The organism is Spirillospora sp. NPDC052269, assembly GCF_040679435.1.
Classification (GTDB): Bacteria; Actinomycetota; Actinomycetes; order Streptosporangiales; family Streptosporangiaceae; genus Spirillospora.
In genome coordinates this window covers 151866-169626 of record NZ_JBFAUU010000006.1, presented here as the reverse complement: position 1 = coordinate 169626, position 17761 = coordinate 151866, and the positions used below count along the sequence as shown (strand labels likewise).

Here is a 17761-nt window from a genome sequence, read left to right as displayed (position 1 = left end):
ACCGTGACCGGTCGGCTCATGATCACGCGGCCTACCGAGATCGCCCAGTACACCGCGACATTCGACGAGTTCGCCGGGCTGACTGTCCAGGGCGAGGCCGTCCGAGAGCCGATCCCCAGAGTGTGAAACGCGCTGGACTGAAACTCGTGTGCCACACATTGCCGCACTCAAGGACCCTGAGGTCCGCGTGAACCTAGCGTGACCGGTAGCGCACTGGCGCGCATCAGTCTCGGGTCGGATCGAGCGAGGGGAGCTCGGACGTGGGCAAGCACGATGACAAGAAGGAACAGGACGGTCAGTGGGAAAAGCCGGTCCCGCCGAAGGAGCCCAAGAACCCGCCTGGGGGCGGCCGGCACGAGAAGGGCAAGTAGGTGACCGACGCCGCAGCTTTGTCGGCCCGCCTTGTGGACGGCCTCACCGAGGCCGGGGCGCTCACCCCGGACTGGCGTCCGGTCTTCGAGGCGGTGCCCCGGCACCGTTTCGTCCCCGACACCGTATGGATCGAGGACGGTGACCGGCTGCTGCCGGTGCGGCGGGCCGACGACCGGTCCGCGTGGCTGGAGTTGTGCTACGCCAACGAGGTGGTGATCACCCAGGTGGACGACGGTGTCCCGGCCGAGCCAGGGCAGGTCGGCCATGAGATCACCAGCTCGGCCAGCCGTCCCGATGTCGTGGCGTCGATGCTGGCGGCGCTGGTCGTCGAGCCGGGCATGAACGTGTTGGAGATCGGCACGGGAACGGGCTGGAACGCCGCGCTGCTGGCCGAACGCCTTGGGGCCGATCGGGTGACCTCGGTAGAGGTGGATCCTCAACTGGCCGGACGAGCCCAAAGAGTGCTGCGAGAGGTGGGTCATCGGGTCACAGTCGTCACCGGGGACGGCGCGTTGGGCCATCCGGAACACACACCCTTCGACCGGGTGATCGCCACAGTCGCGGCCGACCGGGTGCCGTCTGCGTGGGCGGCCCAGACACGGCCGGGCGGACGGGTGCTGGTGCCGTGGACCACCGACTTCCACAACGGCGCGCTGGTGTCGTTCGCGGTGTCGCGCGACTCGACCATGCGGGGCCGGATCGTGGGGAACGTGGCGTTCATGAGACTGCGAGACCAGCGCGGCAAGCAGGCGCGACTGTCCCGGGACGTGGGTGAGTCCACAGGGGTGCGTCGCTCGTTCACCGAACTGCATCCCTACGACGTGGTCGGCGAGTACGACGTGTCGTTGGCGGGCGGGCTCAAGGTCCCCCGGTGCAAGCTGGTCGTCAGGCACCAGGGCGACGGCGCGTACACGGTGTGGTTGGTCGATCCGTGGTCAGGCTCATGGGCCAGCCTGGAGGTCGAGTCGGGCGCGGAGAGGTTCCCGGTCCGCCAGTCCGGTGACCGGAACCTGTGGCAGGAGGTGGAGGACACCTACCACTGGTGGAACGGCCTGGGCAGCCCCACCGCTGACCGGTGGGGCCTCACCGTCACCCCGGACGCCCAGCACGTCTGGCTCGACACCGAAGCCAACCGCATCGACAGGTAAGCGGCTCCAGCGCTGGCCATCAACACTTTCTGGGACGCGCGCGGCCCGACCCCGCTGTCTCATCGCCGGCTATCGAGAGAAGGGCGCTCTCAACCGCGTTGCGAAGGTGCGTCCGTGCATCTCCCATGTCGGCCTTGCCGAGGAGGATCACGAGGAATTCCGAATCCGGGTAACCGTCCCCTAGTTCATCTTTCATGGCCCGCACCTGCGACCAGATGGCGATCGTCATCTCGTTGCAGGCTTGGGCCTGCTGCAACCCGCCAGGCGATTTCTCGGCGAAGATTTCGCGCGCCGAGATTCCCAGTCGATGCCCCAGGGCCAGCAGGAATGTCTCCTTGGAGTCCGACTCCAGGACGGCAAGAAATCTTTCTCGAATGTTCATTTGGTTCATGTCCCATGGAGGGCGTTCGGCCGTGTGGATGGAAGAGGGACGGGCCCCAGATGGCGATCGTCCCCGTTGACTTCGCTGACTCGACCGGCCCGCGCTTGGCGTCCGAGGTCACGGTCCAAAACCCTGTCGCGTCGCTTACATCGGTGGCTCTGCTGGTGCGGTTCCCCGACGATTGGATCGAAGACCACCGCAACAGGCTCGACCTCGCCCGGACGTACATGGGGCAACACAACCCCTGAATACCGGGCCCGGTCTGGCGCCGCCGTCCGAGGGGAGCGTCAGTGTGCTCTGGACTGGAGCTGAACGCGGGTCGACGAGCGCGCGATGTGCTCGGGACGAAGTCGACGGGCCGCGTCGAGCGTGCTTGGAGGCGTGCCCGTCGCTGCCTGGTCTTCGAGGCGTCCCGGCTGAGGTTCAGAGCGGCTCGGTGGTGGAGTCGGGTTCGTCGTTGCCGGTGTTCAGAAGGCTGCGGAGGCGTCGGACCTCGGCTATCAGCCGGGAAACGTCGCGACGTGCGTCGGCGATGAACTGGGCGTTCTGGTCCCAAAAGTCGTCCGCCACATCGACGTAGCGCGGCGCTTGGATGAGGGTGGCGGCCACGATCTGGCCGTGGTCGAAGTCCGGCCAACGCTCGTTCCGTCCACTGTCGGGCACGGTGCTGACCGCCACAAGGCACATGGCGTGGGTGTCATCGAGTTGCCTGACATACCAGGGACCAGGAGTCGCCGCATCTGCGACTTCCTCGAGGGAGTCCAGTTCCTCGTCCGACAGGGGCGCAGCAGAGTCCACAAAGGCATCTTTCCGTAGCCCTTCCGGCTCGTCCACCGGCACAGCGCGGGGGAGGTTGATGGGCGCATCGGGGCGGGGCACAGCGGTCAGAGGCCGTGCGCGCCGCGCTTGACGTCCTGGCTGAAGGCTTGCCACGCCTGGAGCGTGAACGCGAGGTTCCCGCCCTTAGGGTTCTTGCTGTCTCGGACCGCGACCACGTGTGGGAAGCGGGCGACCGCCACGCACGCGCCGCTCTGCTGGCTGCGCTTGCTGGTGCGCCAGGCAGCTGAGGGTTGGGTTGCAGCATTCACCTCGCGTCCTCCTCAGACGGGCCGAAGCTCGCAAGATCGTGATTGCCGCGCTTCACGTCCCGGCTGAACGCTTGCCACGCATGTAGGGAGAACACGAGGTTTCTGCCGTCGGGGTTCTTGCTGTCGCGGACGGCGACCATGCGCGGGAAGCGAGCGACCGCGACGCACGCGCCGTTCTGCTGGCTGTGGATGCTGGTGCGCCAAACCGTGGGGGTTGGGTCCGGAGCATTCATCCGCATCTCCTCAAGGAGCGAAGTTCGCGGATCGTGGCATTGAGCTTAACCCGCGTGCCGTGGGGAGCGAGCGCAACTTCGGCGTCCAGCACAGGCCACAAGGGTGTGCCCTGGCCCCGACCAATGAAAGAACCCCCGAAAGTACGGGGGCTCTCACTGGTGGAACGAGGGGAGAGGACGCCCTGTAGCGTTCAGTGCCTTGCTGTCCCGGACGCCGATGGTGACGCGTGGGCTGGCGAGCTTGGCGCACTCGCCACCGCCGTCACCTCTCGGGCTCTTCCGCCACAGGGCGTAGGAAGAGGGGGATGGGTTCATCGGAGCGGGGTGCAGTGCTCAGAGGTCGTGGGCGCCGCGCTTGACGTCCTGGCTGAAGGCTTTCCAGGTCCCACGCGTGAACACGAGGTTCCCGCCGTGGGGGTTCTTGCTGTCGCGCACCGCGACGACGGCGGGGACGGACGCGACTTCGACACACGCGCCGCCCGATCCGTTGCTGCGGCTGCTCTTGCGCCAGTGGGCGCGAGTGAGATCTGGCGCGGACATACCGCGTCCCCCTCAAGATCGGTTATGGCAGAGCATCCAGGACGCTCCCAATGAAAGCTGTTGAGGCCTTGGGAGACAAGGCGGATGCTCGCAAATGGTCGATAACCAGCGTATACCGCTCAATGTCTCCTGGCTCCTCCAAATACTGGCTGCTCGTGAGGTCTTCGATGTAGACGAGACCGATATCTCCCGCCTCGGGGAAAGTGAGGTAGGTGAACGCCGAGCCCATCGAAGCGTGAGCGCCGTGCTCGAAAGGCAAGACCTGCAGTGTGACGGATGGAAGCCCGGAGAGGGTGAGCAGGTGCCGAAGCTGCGTGCGCATCACGTCCGTCCCGCCGACGTTGCGGCGGATGACGGCTTCGTCGAGGATGATCCACACTTCCAGGGACTCGGCTCGTGTGAGAAGTGACTGCCTGGTCGAGCGTGCGGCGACCTGGCGCTCGACTTCGTCGGGGGTGACGTAGGGTCGTGCGGCCTTGATGACCGCTTCGGCATAGCCCTCGGTCTGCAGGATCCCTGGGACGAGCTGGTTGTCGTAGATCGTCAGGGACTTTGCCCCGTCTTCGAGGCCAACGTAGCTGTTGAACCACTGCGGAAGTGCGTCCGCATACGAAGCCCACCAGCCGCGGTGGCTTGCCTGTCTGCGGAGTGTTTGGAGTGCGCTGCGCAACTCGTCCTGGACCTTGTAGGCGTCCAGGAGTCGGTCGAGGTCATCGGTGCGGATTCCGATTCGCCCGGTTTCGATGCGGCTGACCTTGGATTCGGACCAGCCGAGGGATCGAGCGATCTCGGCGAGGGTGAGCTCGCGCTCTTCGCGCAGGTCACGGAGGGTCGAGGCGAGTCGGCGACGTCGGGCCGTGGGGCTGGAGCGCGGAGCCATGTCGGAATCCCCTCTCGCATTTCTGCAAGTTGCTTGTGCTCGCTGCAGTTCCCGACCTACGGTGCAGGTGGGGCGACTCACAGAGTGTCACCTTCCAGAAGCGGATGGTGGCGAATGCAAGAACTGGCGCGGGTGGATGGCGGTGATCGGAGATGCAGGAGGCGGTGTTGCCCTTGCTGCTGAGGTCGCGTCGTTGCCACGTCGCCGGAAACGGTCGGCCGTTGGAGTAGTCCAAGAAACAGGCGGCCCCGGCCGGTGCGCACACACCGAGCCGGGGCCTTGCCCGACTAGTAAGGAGTCGGACCATGCACAACCTACCGGGCACGGTGGGCGCAGGACGCGCATGTGAGGACCTGGATCTGGCCGCTGCGCGGCTGCGGGTTCTGACCGATCTCATGGCGGACCTGCACGCGATCGACCGGGCGTCCTGGCTGGCGTATCCGGCTCATGGTGAGCCCGTCTTGTACGTGCGGATCGGGGCTGATGGGCGGCGGATGGCGGTCCTCGGCGTCCAGGATGTTGCTGGTGGCTGGGTGTACTGCTGGGACGGTGGGCGGATGGCGACCGTGGACGGCACGATGCAGGCGGCTCACCAGATCGCGGCGGTCACGCGGTGACGGCCTGGGAAGTGATCGCGGGGCCGAAGCGGCTCGCGCCACAGCGGGAAGGCGTACTGGACGTCCGGGAGGTGCGGGCACAGGTTCGGGAGTGGGTCACGCCGCTGGGCGTCGCCGATGTCGATGACCTGGAGTTGGTGACGACCGAGATCGTCACCAACGCGGTCCGGCATACGGCATCGGGACGTCCGGGTGGCGGAGTGGAGGTGTCGGTCCGACTGCTGGCGGGACAGGCCGACACGTCTGCAAGTCGGGTGCGGGTCGAGATTCTGGACGACGGCGTCGCGGACGGGATGCCCCGCTTCCCGGTGGTGGACGCCGATCCGCTGGAGTCGTGGGAGGAGTCTGGACGGGGACTCGCCATCGTGATCGCCCTGGCCGACCGGGCAGGTGCCTGCCAGGTGTCGGACACCCGGGCCGTCCAGCGGTGGTCGGTGTGGTTCGAGATGACCGTCGATCTGCGGGAGGCGCGGCGGTGAGGTGGCCTGCTCGAACGTGGGCGCGCTGTGAGGAGGCGCGTGGTCGGTGGGTGGCGAGTCGGCGTCTCATGCGGCTCGGCCTGCTGGCCCAGGACGCCGGGCATCTCGTTCAGCTGGAATCGCGGAACGGGGTGCCGGTGCTCGTCGTGGTGTCGCGTCGCGGTGCGGTGGAGGAAGTCGTCGTCCGGCGTCCGGGTGCCGCCCACGATCTGTACGTGCATGCCCGGAGTGGGACGGAGCTGGGCGACTGCCGGTTCGTGGTCGGCGCGGCCGCTCAGCTGGAGGCCACGCTGATGTTCGAGGAGTGGAGGGCGCGGCTGATCCCCCGCTGAAGGTCAGAGGTGGTGGTAGTTCTCGCCGAAGAGGTACCAGCGTCCGCTGCAGCGGACGGGTTGGCCGGTCGACAGGGGAGCGCGCAGACCGCTGGGCAGCTGGATCGCCGACCAATCGATGTGGACGGTGTCGTCCGGTGAACGACGGAGTCCTCGGTCCAGGTACTGCACCGTGACCGGTTCGGCGTGGGAGTGGACCTCCAAGCTGAGGTCTTCGCCGGGCAGCGGATCGAAGTACGGGGACTCCAGATCCCAGTAGTCCTCGGACGCTTCGGGGTCGTCCTCGAAGGAGTCCGCCCACGGATGTTCGTCCACCCACGCGTCCACGATTTTACGGACATCGACCGGGTCGTTGAGCAGCCAGCTCACCTCGGCCCGGTCGCCGTTGTTGGAGATCAGGAAGCGGTGGCGAACGAGAAGAAAGCCGCGCGGGCAGCGGCAGACGTAGGGCGGCTCGGGCGGCGGCGTCGCCGGACACTCGTCCAGAGCAGGCAGCAGTTCCGCCACCACGTGGTCAGCGGGATCCAGGCGGAGGGCCTCTTGCCAGGCGGCGCGAGCCTCCGCCTCGTCCCCGAGATGGCACAGCGCATGGCCGAGGAAGAACGCCGCCAGATTGTCGGACGGATCCACGGTCAGCGCGCATCTCGCTGCATGCACGACGTCGTTGGCCAGCTCGTGGCCGGTCGCGTCGTCCGCAGGGAGGGGTGTGGACAGTTCTTCCAGCGGTCCTGACCGTCCCAGAGGCCATTCGCGTGTGTTGGAACTTCGGTGGCCAGGGCCGTGGAACACATACGAGAGCAGCTTCGCCATAGTGAGGACGGTCAGTCCTGAGGCCGCGGCGGAGTTGTGCGGAGTCTCGCTCAACACCGCTTCGTAGCGTCCCCGGACGTCCGTGAACGCACGCTCGATCCGTCCCACCGGGTACGCCTGGGCCGCTCGGACGTAGTCACCGAGCAGGTCGGCGGTCGTGCGCGCCGCGCGGTCGGCGTCCCTAGGCTCCGGCTTCATGCGCCGGAGCCTAGGGGGAGCCACTGACGAGTTCAGCGGCGGTAGCGGCCTCCGTTGGGCGGGAGGTTCGGGTCCTCGTCGGACGGGTCGGGCTGGCCTGCAGCACCGCTGCGGTGCCGTCCCGAGCCCGAGCTGTACGGATCGTCCCCCGGTTGGGCATATCCACCCGTCGCATACCGTCCGGACGGAGACGGGTTCTCGCCCGTCTGGTCGTGCGGCGCAGGGTATGGGCCGGTCGACTGCTGCGGCATCTCGTAGCCGCCGGTCTGCCCAGGGCTGCGGCCGCCGGTCGCATATCGGCCCGTCGGACGCGGGTCGCCTGAGCTGCGCGGGTCGGCGGAAGGATGTCGGTTGGGGGTGGACGGCTGGCCGTAGCCAAGGCCGATGACGTCCTCGTCGTCCTGGTAGTAGCCGCCGCCCTGCGACGCGTAGTTCTCCTGCTGTGCCCGCCGCTGCGGCGGGACCTCGAACGGGTCGTTGCTCGGCGGCGTCTCGGCCGGCGGACGGTTGTACCACTGCTGCTGCGGCGGCCCGTCGAAGAACTCATGCCCGGACTGCGGCGGGGGCGGGGAGGCCATCGCGTTGGACGGCGAAGGCCCTGTTGACATCGGCCCAGAAGAATACGGACCGGAAGGCACAGGACCAGGAGCCGCGGGTCCGGCCATCGGGCCAGGCGCCATGGGGGCGTTCATCGGGACAGGAGCGGCCATAGGCGCGCCCGAAGGGGCGGGCATCGGGTACGGCATGGAGATCCGGGCGGGCGGAGGCTGTTCCAGTAGCAGCTTCAGCTGGCTCCGTCGCCGTCCATAGGCCAGGTACAGCACCATCCCCGCGGACATCCAGATGCCGAAGTACGCCCACGTCCGCAGTTCCAGATTCAGCATCAGCCACGCCACCAGCACGATCGTCACCACAGCCGTCAACCGTGCCGCCGGAACCCGGAACGGACGATGCAGGTCAGGCTGGTCGCGCCGCAGTCGCAGCACGGAAGCGGAGACGAACAGGAACGCGAACATCGTCCCGATGACGACCATGTGCTCCAGCGTCAGCACGTTGATGGTCTGCGACATCAAGACAGCAGCAGCGCCCGCGACGAGCGTCGCCCGCGTGGGCACCCGGTACCGTCCGATGCCGGAGATCTGCCGAGGCAGCAGCCCGTCCCGGGACATCGAGAATAGGACACGCGTCAGGCTGATCAGCACCACCAGGATGACCGTGGTGAGCCCCAGCACCGCCCCCACGTCCACGATCTTGCCCATGGAACTCGCCCCGACCGTCCCGAACGCGTTGCTGAGCGCGGGCTTGGCCGGGTCGAGGCGGCTGTACGGGACCATGCCGAGCATCGTGACCGCGACGCCCAGGTACAGCACGACCGCGATGCACAGCGACGCGATCATGCCGCGCGGCACGCGGTGCGGGGCGTCGTCGGTCTCCTCGGCGGCCGTCGCGATGAGGTCGAAGCCGATGTAGGCGAACACGATCGCGGGGGTCGCGGCGAGGATGCCCCAGATGCCGAAGACATGAGGCGAGCCGCCCGTGACCGCGCCGGTCAGCGCATCGAGAACCGTCTGCGCGCTGTCGTCCGGCGCGGCCTTCGCGGGCGGGACGAACGGCGTCAGGTTGTGCGGGGCGAAGAACTTCAGGCCGGTCGCGACGAGCAGCGCGATGACGATCAGCTTCGCCAGGACCATGAACCACAGCGTCCGGATGCTCATCCGGCTCCCGATCGCCAGCATCGCGACGATGAGCAGCAGGATGCCGAGCGCGAAGACGTCGAAGCCCTTCGGCTGCCCGATGACGCCGCCGAGCGCGCTCGGTATCGGGACGTTGAAGTCGTGCAGTGTCTGGGTCGCGAACAGCGACCACGCGCGCGCGATGACGGACGCGGCGAGCAGCAGTTCCAGGATCAGCGACCAGCCGACGACCCACGCCCAGACCTCGCCGAACGCGACGTAGCTGAACGAGTAGGCGCTGCCCGCGACCGGGATGATCGAGGACAGCTCGGCGTAGGACAGCGCGGCCAGCAGGCACACGATCCCGGCCGCGACGAACGAGACGATCACGGCGGGGCCGGCGGTCTGCGCGGCGAGCTGTCCGGAGATCTTGAAGATGCCGGAGCCGACCATCACACCGAGGCCGAGCACGATCAGGTCGCGGGTCCGGTAGACCACGCGGAGCCGGTGGCGGCCCCCGTGCATCTCTCCGGTCGCGCGCTCCACCGGCAGCCGGCGGAACATGTTGTTGGGCATGGCGAAGTCCCAGGTCTTAGGCGATGTTTCCCCAGGGCCTGAACCCGCGCCGCTGTTCGCGAGACAGCACTGCTTGAAGGGCCCACAATTCACCACAAGCAGGCGAAACCGCAATGATTTCCCTGAGATTCGTGAGGCGGGACGAGACGGGACGAGTCCGGCGTCAGGACCGGACGGGACGGGTGGTACGTCCAAGGTCGGCCGGGAAGCTGGTATTCGGGCGGGATCGGTGGCACGGTTGGGGGCGCCGGTTCCGGAGGAGGTCCTGTTGTCGTTCCCCGCGCCGTTCCGTCGCAGCGTACGCCCACGTCCGCGCCCCGACGCCCATGCGTCCGGCCCCAGCGCCCGTGCGTTCGCTCGTCCCTTTCGTCCGCTGAGTGAAACCCTGTTCACGCGTGCCCGTCCGGCCTTGTCCACGCGCGCCCGCCCAGCCGTCGCGGTCACCGCCGTGGCGGCGGTCGTCGCGGCGCTGGCCGCTCCCGGCCAGGCCACCGCCGCGCCCGCGCCCACGGCCCCGATGAAGCAGCGCCCTGCGGACGGCAAGCAGGCCGTCGCGACCGGTTACGGCGGCGCGGTCTCGACCGTCGACCTGGACGCCAGCCGCAGCGCGCTCGAGGTGCTGCGCAAGGGCGGCAACGCGATGGACGCCGCCGTCGCCGCCACCGCGACCCTCGGCGTCACCGAGCCCTACGTGTCGGCGATCGGGGGCGGCGGCTTCTTCACCTACTACGACGCCCGCACCCGCCGCGTGTACACCATCGACGGACGCGAGAAGGCGCCCAAGGCGATGAGGGACACCTCCTTCATCGACCCGAACACGGGCAAGCCGCTTTCCTTTGACGAGGCCGTGACCAGCGGACTCTCCGTCGGCGTCCCCGGAACGTTCGCGCAGTGGGACACCGGGCTGCACCGCTTCGGGACGCGCTCCTTGTCCTCCCTCCTCCAGCCCGCGATCCGCGTCGCCCAGAACGGCTTCACGGTCGACCAGGAGTTCCAGGACCAGACCGCGACGAACGAGGCGCGGTTCCGCGACATCGTCCCGACGCGCGAGCTGTTCCTGCCCGGCGGGAAGCTCCCGGCGGTCGGTTCCACGTTCCGCAACCCCGACCTCGCCCGGACGTACAAGGAGCTCGCCAAGCGCGGGCCGTCCTGGCTGTACGGCGGGGAGCTGGGCAAGGAGATCGTCCGGACCGTCCAGCATCCGCCGAAGGACCCGAACGCCACCCGCAACGTCCGGCCGGGCCTGATGGCGGACGCCGACCTGCCCGCCTACAAGCCGGTCTGGCGCGACCCGACGCACGTGAAGTACCGGGGCGTGGACGTGTACGGCATGGCGCCGTCCTCGTCCGGCGGGCTCACGGTGGGCGAGGCGCTGAACATCCTCGGGAACTACAAGCTCAGCCCGAAGGACCCGGTCAGCGCGCTGCACTACTACCTGGAGGCGTCCAAGCTCGCCTACGCCGACCGCGGCGCCTACATCGGCGACTCCGACAAGGTGAACGTCCCGATGAAGGAGCTGCTCTCGAAGGGCTTCGCCCGCGAGCGCGCCTGCCAGATCAAGCCGGACGCCGCCGCGCCCGCTCCGGTCCCGCCGGGCAAGCCGGACGGCCACTACCCGCCGTGCGCGCCGTCCACCGGGAAGACCCAGCCGCTCACGCACGAGGGCCCGCAGACCACGCACCTGGTCGTCTCCGACAAGTGGGGGAACGTCGCGTCCTACACGCTGTCGATCGAGCAGTTCGGCGGCAGCGCGCTGACCGTCCCCGGACGCGGGTTCCTGCTCAACAACGAGCTGACCGACTTCAGCTTCCAGCCGCCCGCCGCCGGGCAGCCCGCCGACCCGAACCTGCCGGGTCCGGAGAAGCGCCCGCGCAGCAGCATGGCCCCGACGATCGTGCTGAAGGACGGCCGTCCGCTGCTCGCGGTCGGCAGCCCCGGCGGTTCGACGATCATCACGACCGTCCTGCAGATCCTGCTGAACCGGCTCGATCTCGGGATGAAGCTCCCGGACGCGCTCGCCGCGCCGCGCGCCACCCAGCGCAACACGCCGCAGGTGTTCGCCGAGCAGGCGTTCATCGACCGGTACGGGCAGGCGCTGGCGGCGAAGGGCCATCAGCTCACGCTGTTCCCCGGGCCCCCGGTCGGCCAGATCGGCGCGGCCACGGGCCTGGAGTTCCTGGCGCCCGGGCTGGTCCAGGCCGTCGCGGAGCCCGTCCGCCGACACGGCGGAAGTGCGCTGGTGGTACGGCCGGCGAGGTGATCCGTACCCGTCCGGCTACGATCGGTGCACGGGGGAAGGAGCAGGTCATGGCCGATGCGTACGTCCAGGTGACCACGACCACCGACTCACGCTCGGAGGCGGCCGAACTGGCGAAGTCCGCCGTCTCCGAGCGCCTGGCCGCCTGCGCGCAGCTGGTCGGCCCGGTCGCCAGCACCTACTGGTGGGAGGGCGAGATCGAGGCGGCCGAGGAGTGGATGGTGGTCTTCAAGACCACCGTCGACCGGTTCGACGAGCTCGCCAGCCTCATCACCGAGGAGCACTCCTACGACACTCCGGAGATCATCGCCACCCCGGTCGTCGCGGGCAGCATGGACTACCTCGCCTGGGTCGCCGAGCAGACCGGCCCGGCCGAACCCGAGCCCGAGGAGGCCTGAACCGCCCGCGCGTCCGCGTGATCGTCCGTCCGGTGTGAGTCCCGCCATATCCGGGAAATAAGTGAGTACTTGCACCGGCGGACGTGGTTTCCTCGAAGGCGTGCGAGCGGCGCCGCCCGGCTCGAGGACGGCGCGGAGAGGAGCGGGCGATGGCATCCGACTCGGCATCCGGCGCGGTTTCCGGCGCGGGCGGCGAGGACTTCGGGTTGTTCGGGCCGGGCTCGGTCACCTGGCGGGTGATGGGCGAGCCGGTGCTGATCATCGGCGGGATCCGCGCGCTGCTGCTCCAGGCGCTGCACCCGCACTCGATGTGGGGCACCGCGCAGAACTCCGAGCTCATGGACCCGGCCACCGCGTGGGCCCGGCTCGGCCGCACCGTCGAGTTCGTCCGGGTGCGCACCTACGGCACGCACGACGAGGTCGAACGGGTCGGACGCCGCGTCCGCAAGATCCACTCCAAGCTCAGCGGCACCGACCCGCGCACCGGCGAGGTGTTCCCCGTGGACGAGCCGGAGAGCCTGCTCTGGATCCACATGGGCGAGGTCGACTCCTACCTGGACGTCGCGCGCCGCTCCGGCGTCCCGCTGAGCCGCGCCGACGCCGACCGCTTCGTGGACGAGCAGCGCCTCGCCGCCGAAGTCGTCGGCCTCGACCCGGCGGACGTCCCGTCCTCGGTCGCCGAGATGCGCGACTACTACGCCGGCATGCGCCGCCGGGTCTGGGCCTGTGACGAGGCCAGGGACGGCTTCCGCCGCATGTTCAACCCTGCCCTCCCCAGCAGGCTCATGCCGCTGAAGCTCGCGGCGCCCGCCCTCGGCGTCCTCGTCGTCTCCACGCTGCCGCGCTGGGCCCGCCGCAAGTACGGCCTCCCGGGCCTCCCGACGTCCGACCTCGCCGCCACCCTCACCCTCAAGGGCCTCTACCGGACGACCCGGGTCGTCCCCGAGCGGTACCGCTACAGCCCCGACGCCCGCCGGGCCCGGGAGCTCACGCGCGAACACGGGGTCGACCCGTCCGCCTGGGCCATCGCCTCCTAGCTCCTAGCCCCCGGCCATCGGCGGTTCGTCCTCGCGGGTGCGGTCGCGGCCTCGGTGGGGGAGCAGGAGGGCCGGGATGATCAGGGCCGCGCCGAGGACCAGCGCCACCCAGAAGGTGGCGGAGAAGGCCGTGGCCAGGTGCGGGTCGAGCAGGGGCCGGAGCGCCGCGGGGATGTCGCCGCCCGTGGTGGTGCCGCCGTGCGCGCCGCGCGCCGCGGCCGGGAGGTTCTCGGCGAGCTGCCGGGACAGGACGACGGCCAGCAGGGCCGTGCCGAACGAGCCGCCGAGCTGGACGACGATGTTGAGCGCGCTGGTGGCGCGGGGGACGGCGGCGCGTTCCAGCGTGGCGACGGCCGCGGACATGGACGGCATCATCGTCGCGCCGATGCCGAGGCCGCGGACGAACATGGCGAAGCCCAGCAGCCAGAACGACGTGCCGGCCTCGAGCTGGGTGAACGGGATGGTCCCGAGCGTCAGGACGATGATCCCGAACGGGACGACGCGGCCCGCGCCGAGCCGGTCGGTGAGGATTCCGGCGAGCGGCATGGACACGGCCGCGCCGATGCCCTGCGGGGCCATGAGCAGCCCGGCGTCGAGCGCGCCCTGGCCGCGTCCGAGCTGGTAGTACAGCGGGATCAGCAGCATCGAGCCGAGCAGGACGGTCCCGACGAGGAACGCCACGGCGGATGCGGTCGCGTACGTCCGGTTCCGGTAGAGGCGGACGTCGATCAGCGCCCGTCCGCCGCGCAGCGCGCCGTGCACGACGAACGCCGCGACCAGCAGGGCCCCGGCCGTCAGCCACGCGATCGTGGACGGCTGCCCGAACCCGCCGCTCCCGCTCGCCGTGGACAGCCCGTAGATCAGCAGGACGAACCCGGGCGACAGCAGCAGGATGCCGCGGACGTCGAGGGCCGCGCCGTCCTCCCGGGGCCGTCCGCGCGGGATCTTCCACCAGGCGAGCAGCAGGGCCAGGAGGCCGACCGGCAGGTTCACGAAGAAGATCCAGCGCCAGTCGGCGCGCTCGACGAGGTAGCCGCCGATGACCGGCCCGAACACCGGCCCGAGCAGCATCGGGACGCCGACGATGCTCATCACGCGGCCCATCCGGGTGGGCCCGGCGGCGATGGTCAGGAGGGCCATCCCGGTCGGCATCAGCATGCCGCCGCCGAGGCCCTGCAGCACCCGGAACGCGATCAGCGAGCCGATGTTCCAGGACAGCCCGGCCAGCGCCGAGCCCAGGACGAACAGGACGATCGAGGTCATCCAGACGCGGCGTCCGCCGAACCGGTCGATCGCCCAGCCGGTCAGCGGGATGACCATGGCCAGCGCGAGCAGGTAGCCGGTGACGACCCACTGGATCGTGCCGAGGTCGGCGTGGAAGTCCCTGCCCAGGGTGCGCAGCGCGACGTTGACGATGGTGGTGTCGAGGACGGCCATGACGGTGCCGCAGACCACCACCAGGCCGAGGACGATCGTCTGGCGGTCCAGCCGGTCGCCCGGCGGCGCGGCGCGATCCCCGGACGCCCCGCTGGACGCCCCGCCGGACGGAGTAGGGTCGGGCGGGGCGTCGGATCGCGCGGCGTCGGTCAGCCGGTCGTCGGCCATGGCGAAAGGCCCCCTGTCGGGGCCCCGGGGTCGCCTCCGGGACCCGTCGAAGTTCACGCTCTTTTCAGCGGATCACGGCCGATGCCGAACTTCAAGGGATGTTTCGCCTGCTCAAGGGTGAAAAGGGTAAAGCCGGGGTCAGCCACGTCGCATGATGCGGCCGACGGCGGCCATCAGCTCCGTGGACATCTCCTCGGACTTGCCCTCGTGTGAACCCTCGGTCACACAGTGCCGGACGTGCCCGTCCAGCAGGCCCAGGGCCACCTTGTCCAGGGCGGCCTGGATCGCACTGATCTGGGTCAGGATGTCGATGCAGTACCGGTCGTCCTCGACCATGCGCTCGATGCCGCGCACCTGGCCTTCGATACGGCGCAGCCTGGTTCCCAGTTGATCCTTGGTGGCGGTGTAGCCGCGCGTCGGAGTCTCGCTCGTCGCCATCTCGTCCTCACAGTCGCCGGCGTTGCGGGGGCTCGGCCACGATACCCCCGAGGGGATACCCCCCGAGGGGTATCCTACCCGCTACTTCGGGGGTACGTTCCAGGTCGTGATGACGGGCCGGTCATGTTCGGTTCCCAGGGTGGAGACGGTGCCCGTGGCCAGGGCGAACAGGCGTCCGTCGGTCGGATCCAGGCCCAGCCAGCGGGCGGTGAGGACGCGCAGCACGTGCCCGTGCGCGATGAGGACGACGTCCCCCTCGGCCAGCAGCGGGCGGACGCGTCCGAGGACGTCGTCGACGCGCTTGCCGACCTGCCAGACGGTCTCGCCGGGGTGCTCGGCGTCACCGGGGGGCACGCCGTCGTCCCAGAGGTACCAGCCGGGGAGGGTCTTGCGGATCGTGGGGCTGGTGATCCCCTCGTAGCCGCCGTAGTCCCACTCCCACAGGTCGGGGTCGGTCTCGTCGACGGTGAGGCCGGCGAGCGCGGCGGTGCGCCGCGCCCGCTCGGCCGGGCTGGAGACGACCCGCACCGGGTGCAGGCCGGAAAGGGCCGGGACCAGGGCGCGCGCCTGCTCCTCGCCCTTGGCGGTCAGCGGGATGTCGGTGCGTCCCGTGTGCCGCCCGTCCCGGCTCCATTCGGTCTCTCCGTGCCGAAGGATGATCAGTTCCCCCATAGGGGACACCCTATGGGTCAGGCGGCGGCCAGCCACAGGTCGGGGCCGAAGACCTCGTAGTGGATCGCCGACGCCGGGACGCCCGCGTCGATCAGCTGCGTCCGGACGGCCCGCATGAACGGCAGCGGTCCGCACAGGTAGGCGTGCAGGCCCTCGGGCAGCTCGACGCCGGACAGGTCGACCAGGCCGGTGCGCTCGGCCGGCCAGGGCTGCTCCGGCGTCTCGTACCAGGTGAGGTCCGAGCCGTCCGCGAGCTTGCCGATCAGGGCGGTGCGCTCGTCCCGCAGGGCGTGCGTGGCGTGCGCCCGGTCGCCGTGGACGGAGATCACCGGGGCCCCGTGGCCGTCCTCGACGAGCTGCTTGAGCATCGCGACGATCGGGGTGCAGCCGATGCCCGCGGAGGCGAGCAGCACCGGGCCGTCCGCGTCGTCCAGGACCAGGTCGCCGTAGGGCACCGACAGCTCGAGCGTGTCGCCCACGCGGACGGTGTCGTGCAGCCGGTTGGAGACCTCGCCCGCCGGGTCGCCCTCCTCGCGCTTCACGGTGATCGTCCGCTCCCGGACGCCGGGGGCGTCGGTCAGGCTGTACTGCCGGATCTGGCGCGCGCCGTCCTCGAGCGGCACCCGCACCGACACGTACTGGCCGGCCCGGAACGGGGGGACCGCGGCCGCGTCGTCGGCCGGACGCAGCCGGAACGTCGCGGTGGTGTCGGTCTCCTCGACGCGCTCGGCGACGACCCAGGAGTTCCAGACGTCGCCGGCCAGCACGCCCTGCTCGGCGTACAGGCGGCGCTCGATCTCGATGAGCGCGTTCGCCATCAGCCAGTAGACCTCGTCCCAGGCGGCGGCGACCTCTTCGGTGACCGCGTCGCCCAGCACCTGGACGATCGCGGCGAACAGGTGCTCGTGGACGATCGGGTACTGCTCCGGCAGGACGCCGAGGGACGCGTGCTTGTGCGCGATCCGGCTCAGCATCTCGTCCGGGCGGACGTCCGGGTTCTCGACCAGCGCGGTCGCGAAGGCCGCGATCGATCCGGCCAGCGCCTGCCGCTGCGTGCCGGCCGCCTGGTTCCCCCGGTTGAACAGGTCGCGCAGCAGCTCGGGGTGCGCCTCGAACATCCGCGGGTAGAACACGGCGGTGATGTCGTTGATCGCGCCGCCGATGACGGGGAGCGTGGCGCGGACGACCTCGGTGGACCGGGGGGAGAGCATGGCGCCTCCAAATTGGTATTTGATCTACTGATTTAACGACGGACGGGAGCGGGGAAGAGTGAGCAGGGGAGATCGCTCTACCCGGAGGGGGGACGGCCGACGAGCCCGAGCAGGACCGGACCGGTCGGCGCGGCGACCAGATCGGCGAGCGTGATCTCGTCCAGCGAGGCGAAGAACGCCTCCTGCGCCTGGCGGAGCGCGGACCGCAGCCGGCACGCCTGCCGGAGCGGACAGGGCACGTCACCCTCGCACTCGACGACGTCCCCGGCCCCTTCGAGCTCGCGGACGAGCCGTCCGATCGACACGGTGCGACCCGCGTCGGTCAGGCTGAGCCCGCCGCCGCGTCCGCGCCGGGTCTCGACCATGCCCATCCGCTGCAGCCGCGCCACCACCTTGGCGAGGTGGTTGTACGGGACGCGCATCTCGTCGGCGACCCGCCGGGCCGTGCTCGGCTCGGGGTCGGTCGCCGCGAGGCTCATCACCACGCGGAGAGCGAGGTCGGTCGCCTTCGTCAGCCGCATGATCCAAGCGTAGGAGAACTTGCATCCTGGATGCGCCTTTTACGGCCGTGCGGATGGTCACATGACCATCCGCGTCCATGACACCACGCCCCGCGCCCGCCCGGACGCGCCACGGCCCGCCTCACACGCCCCCTTCGCGCGGCGGTCGCACGACCTTCCGCGTCACCTACGCGCGTCCCGCGTGACCCGCCGGACGCGCGACGGATGCAATGTAGCAAATCGGTAGACGCTCAGATGCTCCACACCAAGGTGGATGGTAGAAGCCTAGACCGTCCTTTACCGCGCGTGAGGGGT

The 17761-nt window shown here is 69.7% G+C and carries 21 protein-coding genes; 8 read left to right on the top strand and 13 right to left on the bottom strand.

Annotated elements, in window-relative coordinates; all coding sequences use genetic code 11:
• The first annotated feature begins 371 nt into the window (after positions 1-371).
• Entirely contained in the window at positions 372-1520 is a 1149-nt protein-coding gene (locus AB0L06_RS14635; protein WP_500231479.1) for a methyltransferase domain-containing protein, read from the top strand.
• A 19-nt stretch (positions 1521-1539) separates the two neighbouring features.
• Here the strand turns inward: AB0L06_RS14635 and AB0L06_RS14630 are convergent, their stop codons facing one another.
• Entirely contained in the window at positions 1540-1911 is a 372-nt protein-coding gene (locus tag AB0L06_RS14630) for a hypothetical protein (RefSeq protein ID WP_500231776.1), read from the bottom strand.
• On the opposite strand from AB0L06_RS14630, the gene AB0L06_RS14625 reads away from it, so the two are divergent.
• A complete protein-coding gene (locus AB0L06_RS14625; protein ID WP_500231478.1) occupies positions 1848-2150 on the top strand; it encodes a DUF5959 family protein in 303 nt (100 codons plus the stop codon). The two genes, AB0L06_RS14630 and AB0L06_RS14625, sit on opposite strands and share 64 nt — an antisense overlap.
• Positions 2151-2325: 175 nt before the next feature.
• On the opposite strand, the gene AB0L06_RS14620 is transcribed toward AB0L06_RS14625, so the two are convergent.
• From AB0L06_RS14620 to AB0L06_RS14600, 5 genes are all read right to left on the bottom strand, one after another.
• The gene (locus AB0L06_RS14620) at positions 2326-2736 is read right to left on the bottom strand and encodes a hypothetical protein (RefSeq protein ID WP_500231477.1); all 411 of its coding nucleotides are present in this window, start codon (positions 2734-2736) and stop codon (positions 2326-2328) included.
• A 50-nt stretch (positions 2737-2786) separates the two neighbouring features.
• Positions 2787-2990, bottom strand: a complete 204-nt coding sequence (locus tag AB0L06_RS14615; RefSeq protein WP_500231476.1) for a DUF397 domain-containing protein — start codon at positions 2988-2990, stop codon at positions 2787-2789.
• Entirely contained in the window at positions 2987-3223 is a 237-nt protein-coding gene (locus AB0L06_RS14610; RefSeq protein ID WP_500231475.1) for a DUF397 domain-containing protein, read from the bottom strand. Before AB0L06_RS14610 ends, AB0L06_RS14615 begins: the two co-directional genes overlap by 4 nt.
• Before the next feature lie 333 nt (positions 3224-3556).
• Positions 3557-3763, bottom strand: a complete 207-nt coding sequence (locus AB0L06_RS14605; protein ID WP_500231474.1) for a DUF397 domain-containing protein — start codon at positions 3761-3763, stop codon at positions 3557-3559.
• A 22-nt stretch (positions 3764-3785) separates the two neighbouring features.
• Positions 3786-4643 carry a helix-turn-helix domain-containing protein gene (locus AB0L06_RS14600; RefSeq protein WP_500231473.1) on the bottom strand — a complete coding sequence of 286 codons (858 nt, stop codon included), beginning with the start codon at positions 4641-4643 and terminating at the stop codon, positions 3786-3788.
• Between the two features lie 305 nt (positions 4644-4948).
• On the opposite strand from AB0L06_RS14600, the gene AB0L06_RS14595 reads away from it, so the two are divergent.
• From AB0L06_RS14595 to AB0L06_RS14585, 3 genes are read left to right on the top strand one after another with little or no spacing between them, the layout of a single operon-like run.
• Entirely contained in the window at positions 4949-5260 is a 312-nt protein-coding gene (locus AB0L06_RS14595; RefSeq protein ID WP_500231472.1) for a hypothetical protein, read from the top strand.
• Positions 5257-5739, top strand: a complete 483-nt coding sequence (locus AB0L06_RS14590; protein ID WP_500231471.1) for an ATP-binding protein — start codon at positions 5257-5259, stop codon at positions 5737-5739. The genes AB0L06_RS14595 and AB0L06_RS14590 overlap by 4 nt, the downstream gene beginning before the upstream one ends.
• Before the next feature lie 50 nt (positions 5740-5789).
• A complete protein-coding gene (locus AB0L06_RS14585) occupies positions 5790-6071 on the top strand; it encodes a hypothetical protein (RefSeq protein ID WP_500231470.1) in 282 nt (93 codons plus the stop codon).
• 3 nt (positions 6072-6074) lie between these two features.
• Here the strand turns inward: AB0L06_RS14585 and AB0L06_RS14580 are convergent, their stop codons facing one another.
• A complete protein-coding gene (locus tag AB0L06_RS14580) occupies positions 6075-7079 on the bottom strand; it encodes a tetratricopeptide repeat protein (protein WP_500231469.1) in 1005 nt (334 codons plus the stop codon).
• Positions 7080-7111: 32 nt separating this feature from the next.
• On the bottom strand, positions 7112-9328 hold the full coding sequence (locus AB0L06_RS14575; protein ID WP_500231468.1) for an APC family permease: 2217 nt from the start codon (positions 9326-9328) through the stop codon (positions 7112-7114).
• Positions 9329-9737: 409 nt separating this feature from the next.
• On the opposite strand from AB0L06_RS14575, the gene ggt reads away from it, so the two are divergent.
• The 3 genes from ggt (at position 9738) to AB0L06_RS14560 (ending at position 13020) form a co-directional block, all read left to right on the top strand.
• The gene (ggt, locus tag AB0L06_RS14570) at positions 9738-11588 is read left to right on the top strand and encodes a gamma-glutamyltransferase (RefSeq protein WP_500231467.1); all 1851 of its coding nucleotides are present in this window, start codon (positions 9738-9740) and stop codon (positions 11586-11588) included.
• 47 nt (positions 11589-11635) lie between these two features.
• The gene (gene cutA / locus AB0L06_RS14565) at positions 11636-11983 is read left to right on the top strand and encodes a divalent-cation tolerance protein CutA (protein ID WP_500231466.1); all 348 of its coding nucleotides are present in this window, start codon (positions 11636-11638) and stop codon (positions 11981-11983) included.
• A 149-nt stretch (positions 11984-12132) separates the two neighbouring features.
• Positions 12133-13020: an oxygenase MpaB family protein gene (locus tag AB0L06_RS14560; RefSeq protein WP_500231465.1), complete on the top strand. Its 888-nt coding sequence runs from the start codon at positions 12133-12135 to the stop codon at positions 13018-13020.
• A gap of 3 nt (positions 13021-13023) precedes the next feature.
• On the opposite strand, the gene AB0L06_RS14555 is transcribed toward AB0L06_RS14560, so the two are convergent.
• The 5 genes from AB0L06_RS14555 to AB0L06_RS14535 all read right to left on the bottom strand — a co-directional run bounded on the left by AB0L06_RS14555 (position 13024) and on the right by AB0L06_RS14535 (position 17467).
• The gene (locus tag AB0L06_RS14555) at positions 13024-14625 is read right to left on the bottom strand and encodes a DHA2 family efflux MFS transporter permease subunit (RefSeq protein WP_500231464.1); all 1602 of its coding nucleotides are present in this window, start codon (positions 14623-14625) and stop codon (positions 13024-13026) included.
• Between the two features lie 138 nt (positions 14626-14763).
• The gene (locus tag AB0L06_RS14550) at positions 14764-15063 is read right to left on the bottom strand and encodes a metal-sensitive transcriptional regulator (RefSeq protein ID WP_122199502.1); all 300 of its coding nucleotides are present in this window, start codon (positions 15061-15063) and stop codon (positions 14764-14766) included.
• Between the two features lie 81 nt (positions 15064-15144).
• Positions 15145-15735 (bottom strand): histidine phosphatase family protein, encoded by a 591-nt coding sequence (locus AB0L06_RS14545; protein WP_500231463.1) that lies wholly within the window; start codon positions 15733-15735, stop codon positions 15145-15147.
• Positions 15736-15752: 17 nt separating this feature from the next.
• The gene (locus AB0L06_RS14540; RefSeq protein ID WP_500231462.1) at positions 15753-16946 is read right to left on the bottom strand and encodes a globin domain-containing protein; all 1194 of its coding nucleotides are present in this window, start codon (positions 16944-16946) and stop codon (positions 15753-15755) included.
• A gap of 77 nt (positions 16947-17023) precedes the next feature.
• Positions 17024-17467 (bottom strand): RrF2 family transcriptional regulator, encoded by a 444-nt coding sequence (locus AB0L06_RS14535; protein ID WP_500231461.1) that lies wholly within the window; start codon positions 17465-17467, stop codon positions 17024-17026.
• Positions 17468-17761: the final 294 nt, after the last annotated feature.

What these genes read in the sequence shown, in the direction of transcription:
- AB0L06_RS14625 (WP_500231478.1), top strand. Translation starts at nt 1,848, where the DNA reads ATGTCTCCTTGGAGTCCGACTCCAGGACGGCAAGAAATCTTTCTCGAA.
- AB0L06_RS14630 (WP_500231776.1), bottom strand. Translation starts at nt 1,911, where the DNA reads ATGAACCAAATGAACATTCGAGAAAGATTTCTTGCCGTCCTGGAGTCG.
- AB0L06_RS14610 (WP_500231475.1), bottom strand. Translation starts at nt 3,223, where the DNA reads ATGAATGCTCCGGACCCAACCCCCACGGTTTGGCGCACCAGCATCCAC.
- AB0L06_RS14605 (WP_500231474.1), bottom strand. Translation starts at nt 3,763, where the DNA reads ATGTCCGCGCCAGATCTCACTCGCGCCCACTGGCGCAAGAGCAGCCGC.
- AB0L06_RS14600 (WP_500231473.1), bottom strand. Translation starts at nt 4,643, where the DNA reads ATGGCTCCGCGCTCCAGCCCCACGGCCCGACGTCGCCGACTCGCCTCG.
- AB0L06_RS14595 (WP_500231472.1), top strand. Translation starts at nt 4,949, where the DNA reads ATGCACAACCTACCGGGCACGGTGGGCGCAGGACGCGCATGTGAGGAC.
- AB0L06_RS14580 (WP_500231469.1), bottom strand. Translation starts at nt 7,079, where the DNA reads ATGAAGCCGGAGCCTAGGGACGCCGACCGCGCGGCGCGCACGACCGCC.
- AB0L06_RS14575 (WP_500231468.1), bottom strand. Translation starts at nt 9,328, where the DNA reads ATGCCCAACAACATGTTCCGCCGGCTGCCGGTGGAGCGCGCGACCGGA.
- cutA (WP_500231466.1), top strand. Translation starts at nt 11,636, where the DNA reads ATGGCCGATGCGTACGTCCAGGTGACCACGACCACCGACTCACGCTCG.
- AB0L06_RS14560 (WP_500231465.1), top strand. Translation starts at nt 12,133, where the DNA reads ATGGCATCCGACTCGGCATCCGGCGCGGTTTCCGGCGCGGGCGGCGAG.
- AB0L06_RS14555 (WP_500231464.1), bottom strand. Translation starts at nt 14,625, where the DNA reads ATGGCCGACGACCGGCTGACCGACGCCGCGCGATCCGACGCCCCGCCC.
- AB0L06_RS14550 (WP_122199502.1), bottom strand. Translation starts at nt 15,063, where the DNA reads ATGGCGACGAGCGAGACTCCGACGCGCGGCTACACCGCCACCAAGGAT.
- AB0L06_RS14545 (WP_500231463.1), bottom strand. Translation starts at nt 15,735, where the DNA reads ATGGGGGAACTGATCATCCTTCGGCACGGAGAGACCGAATGGAGCCGG.
- AB0L06_RS14540 (WP_500231462.1), bottom strand. Translation starts at nt 16,946, where the DNA reads ATGCTCTCCCCCCGGTCCACCGAGGTCGTCCGCGCCACGCTCCCCGTC.
- AB0L06_RS14535 (WP_500231461.1), bottom strand. Translation starts at nt 17,467, where the DNA reads ATGCGGCTGACGAAGGCGACCGACCTCGCTCTCCGCGTGGTGATGAGC.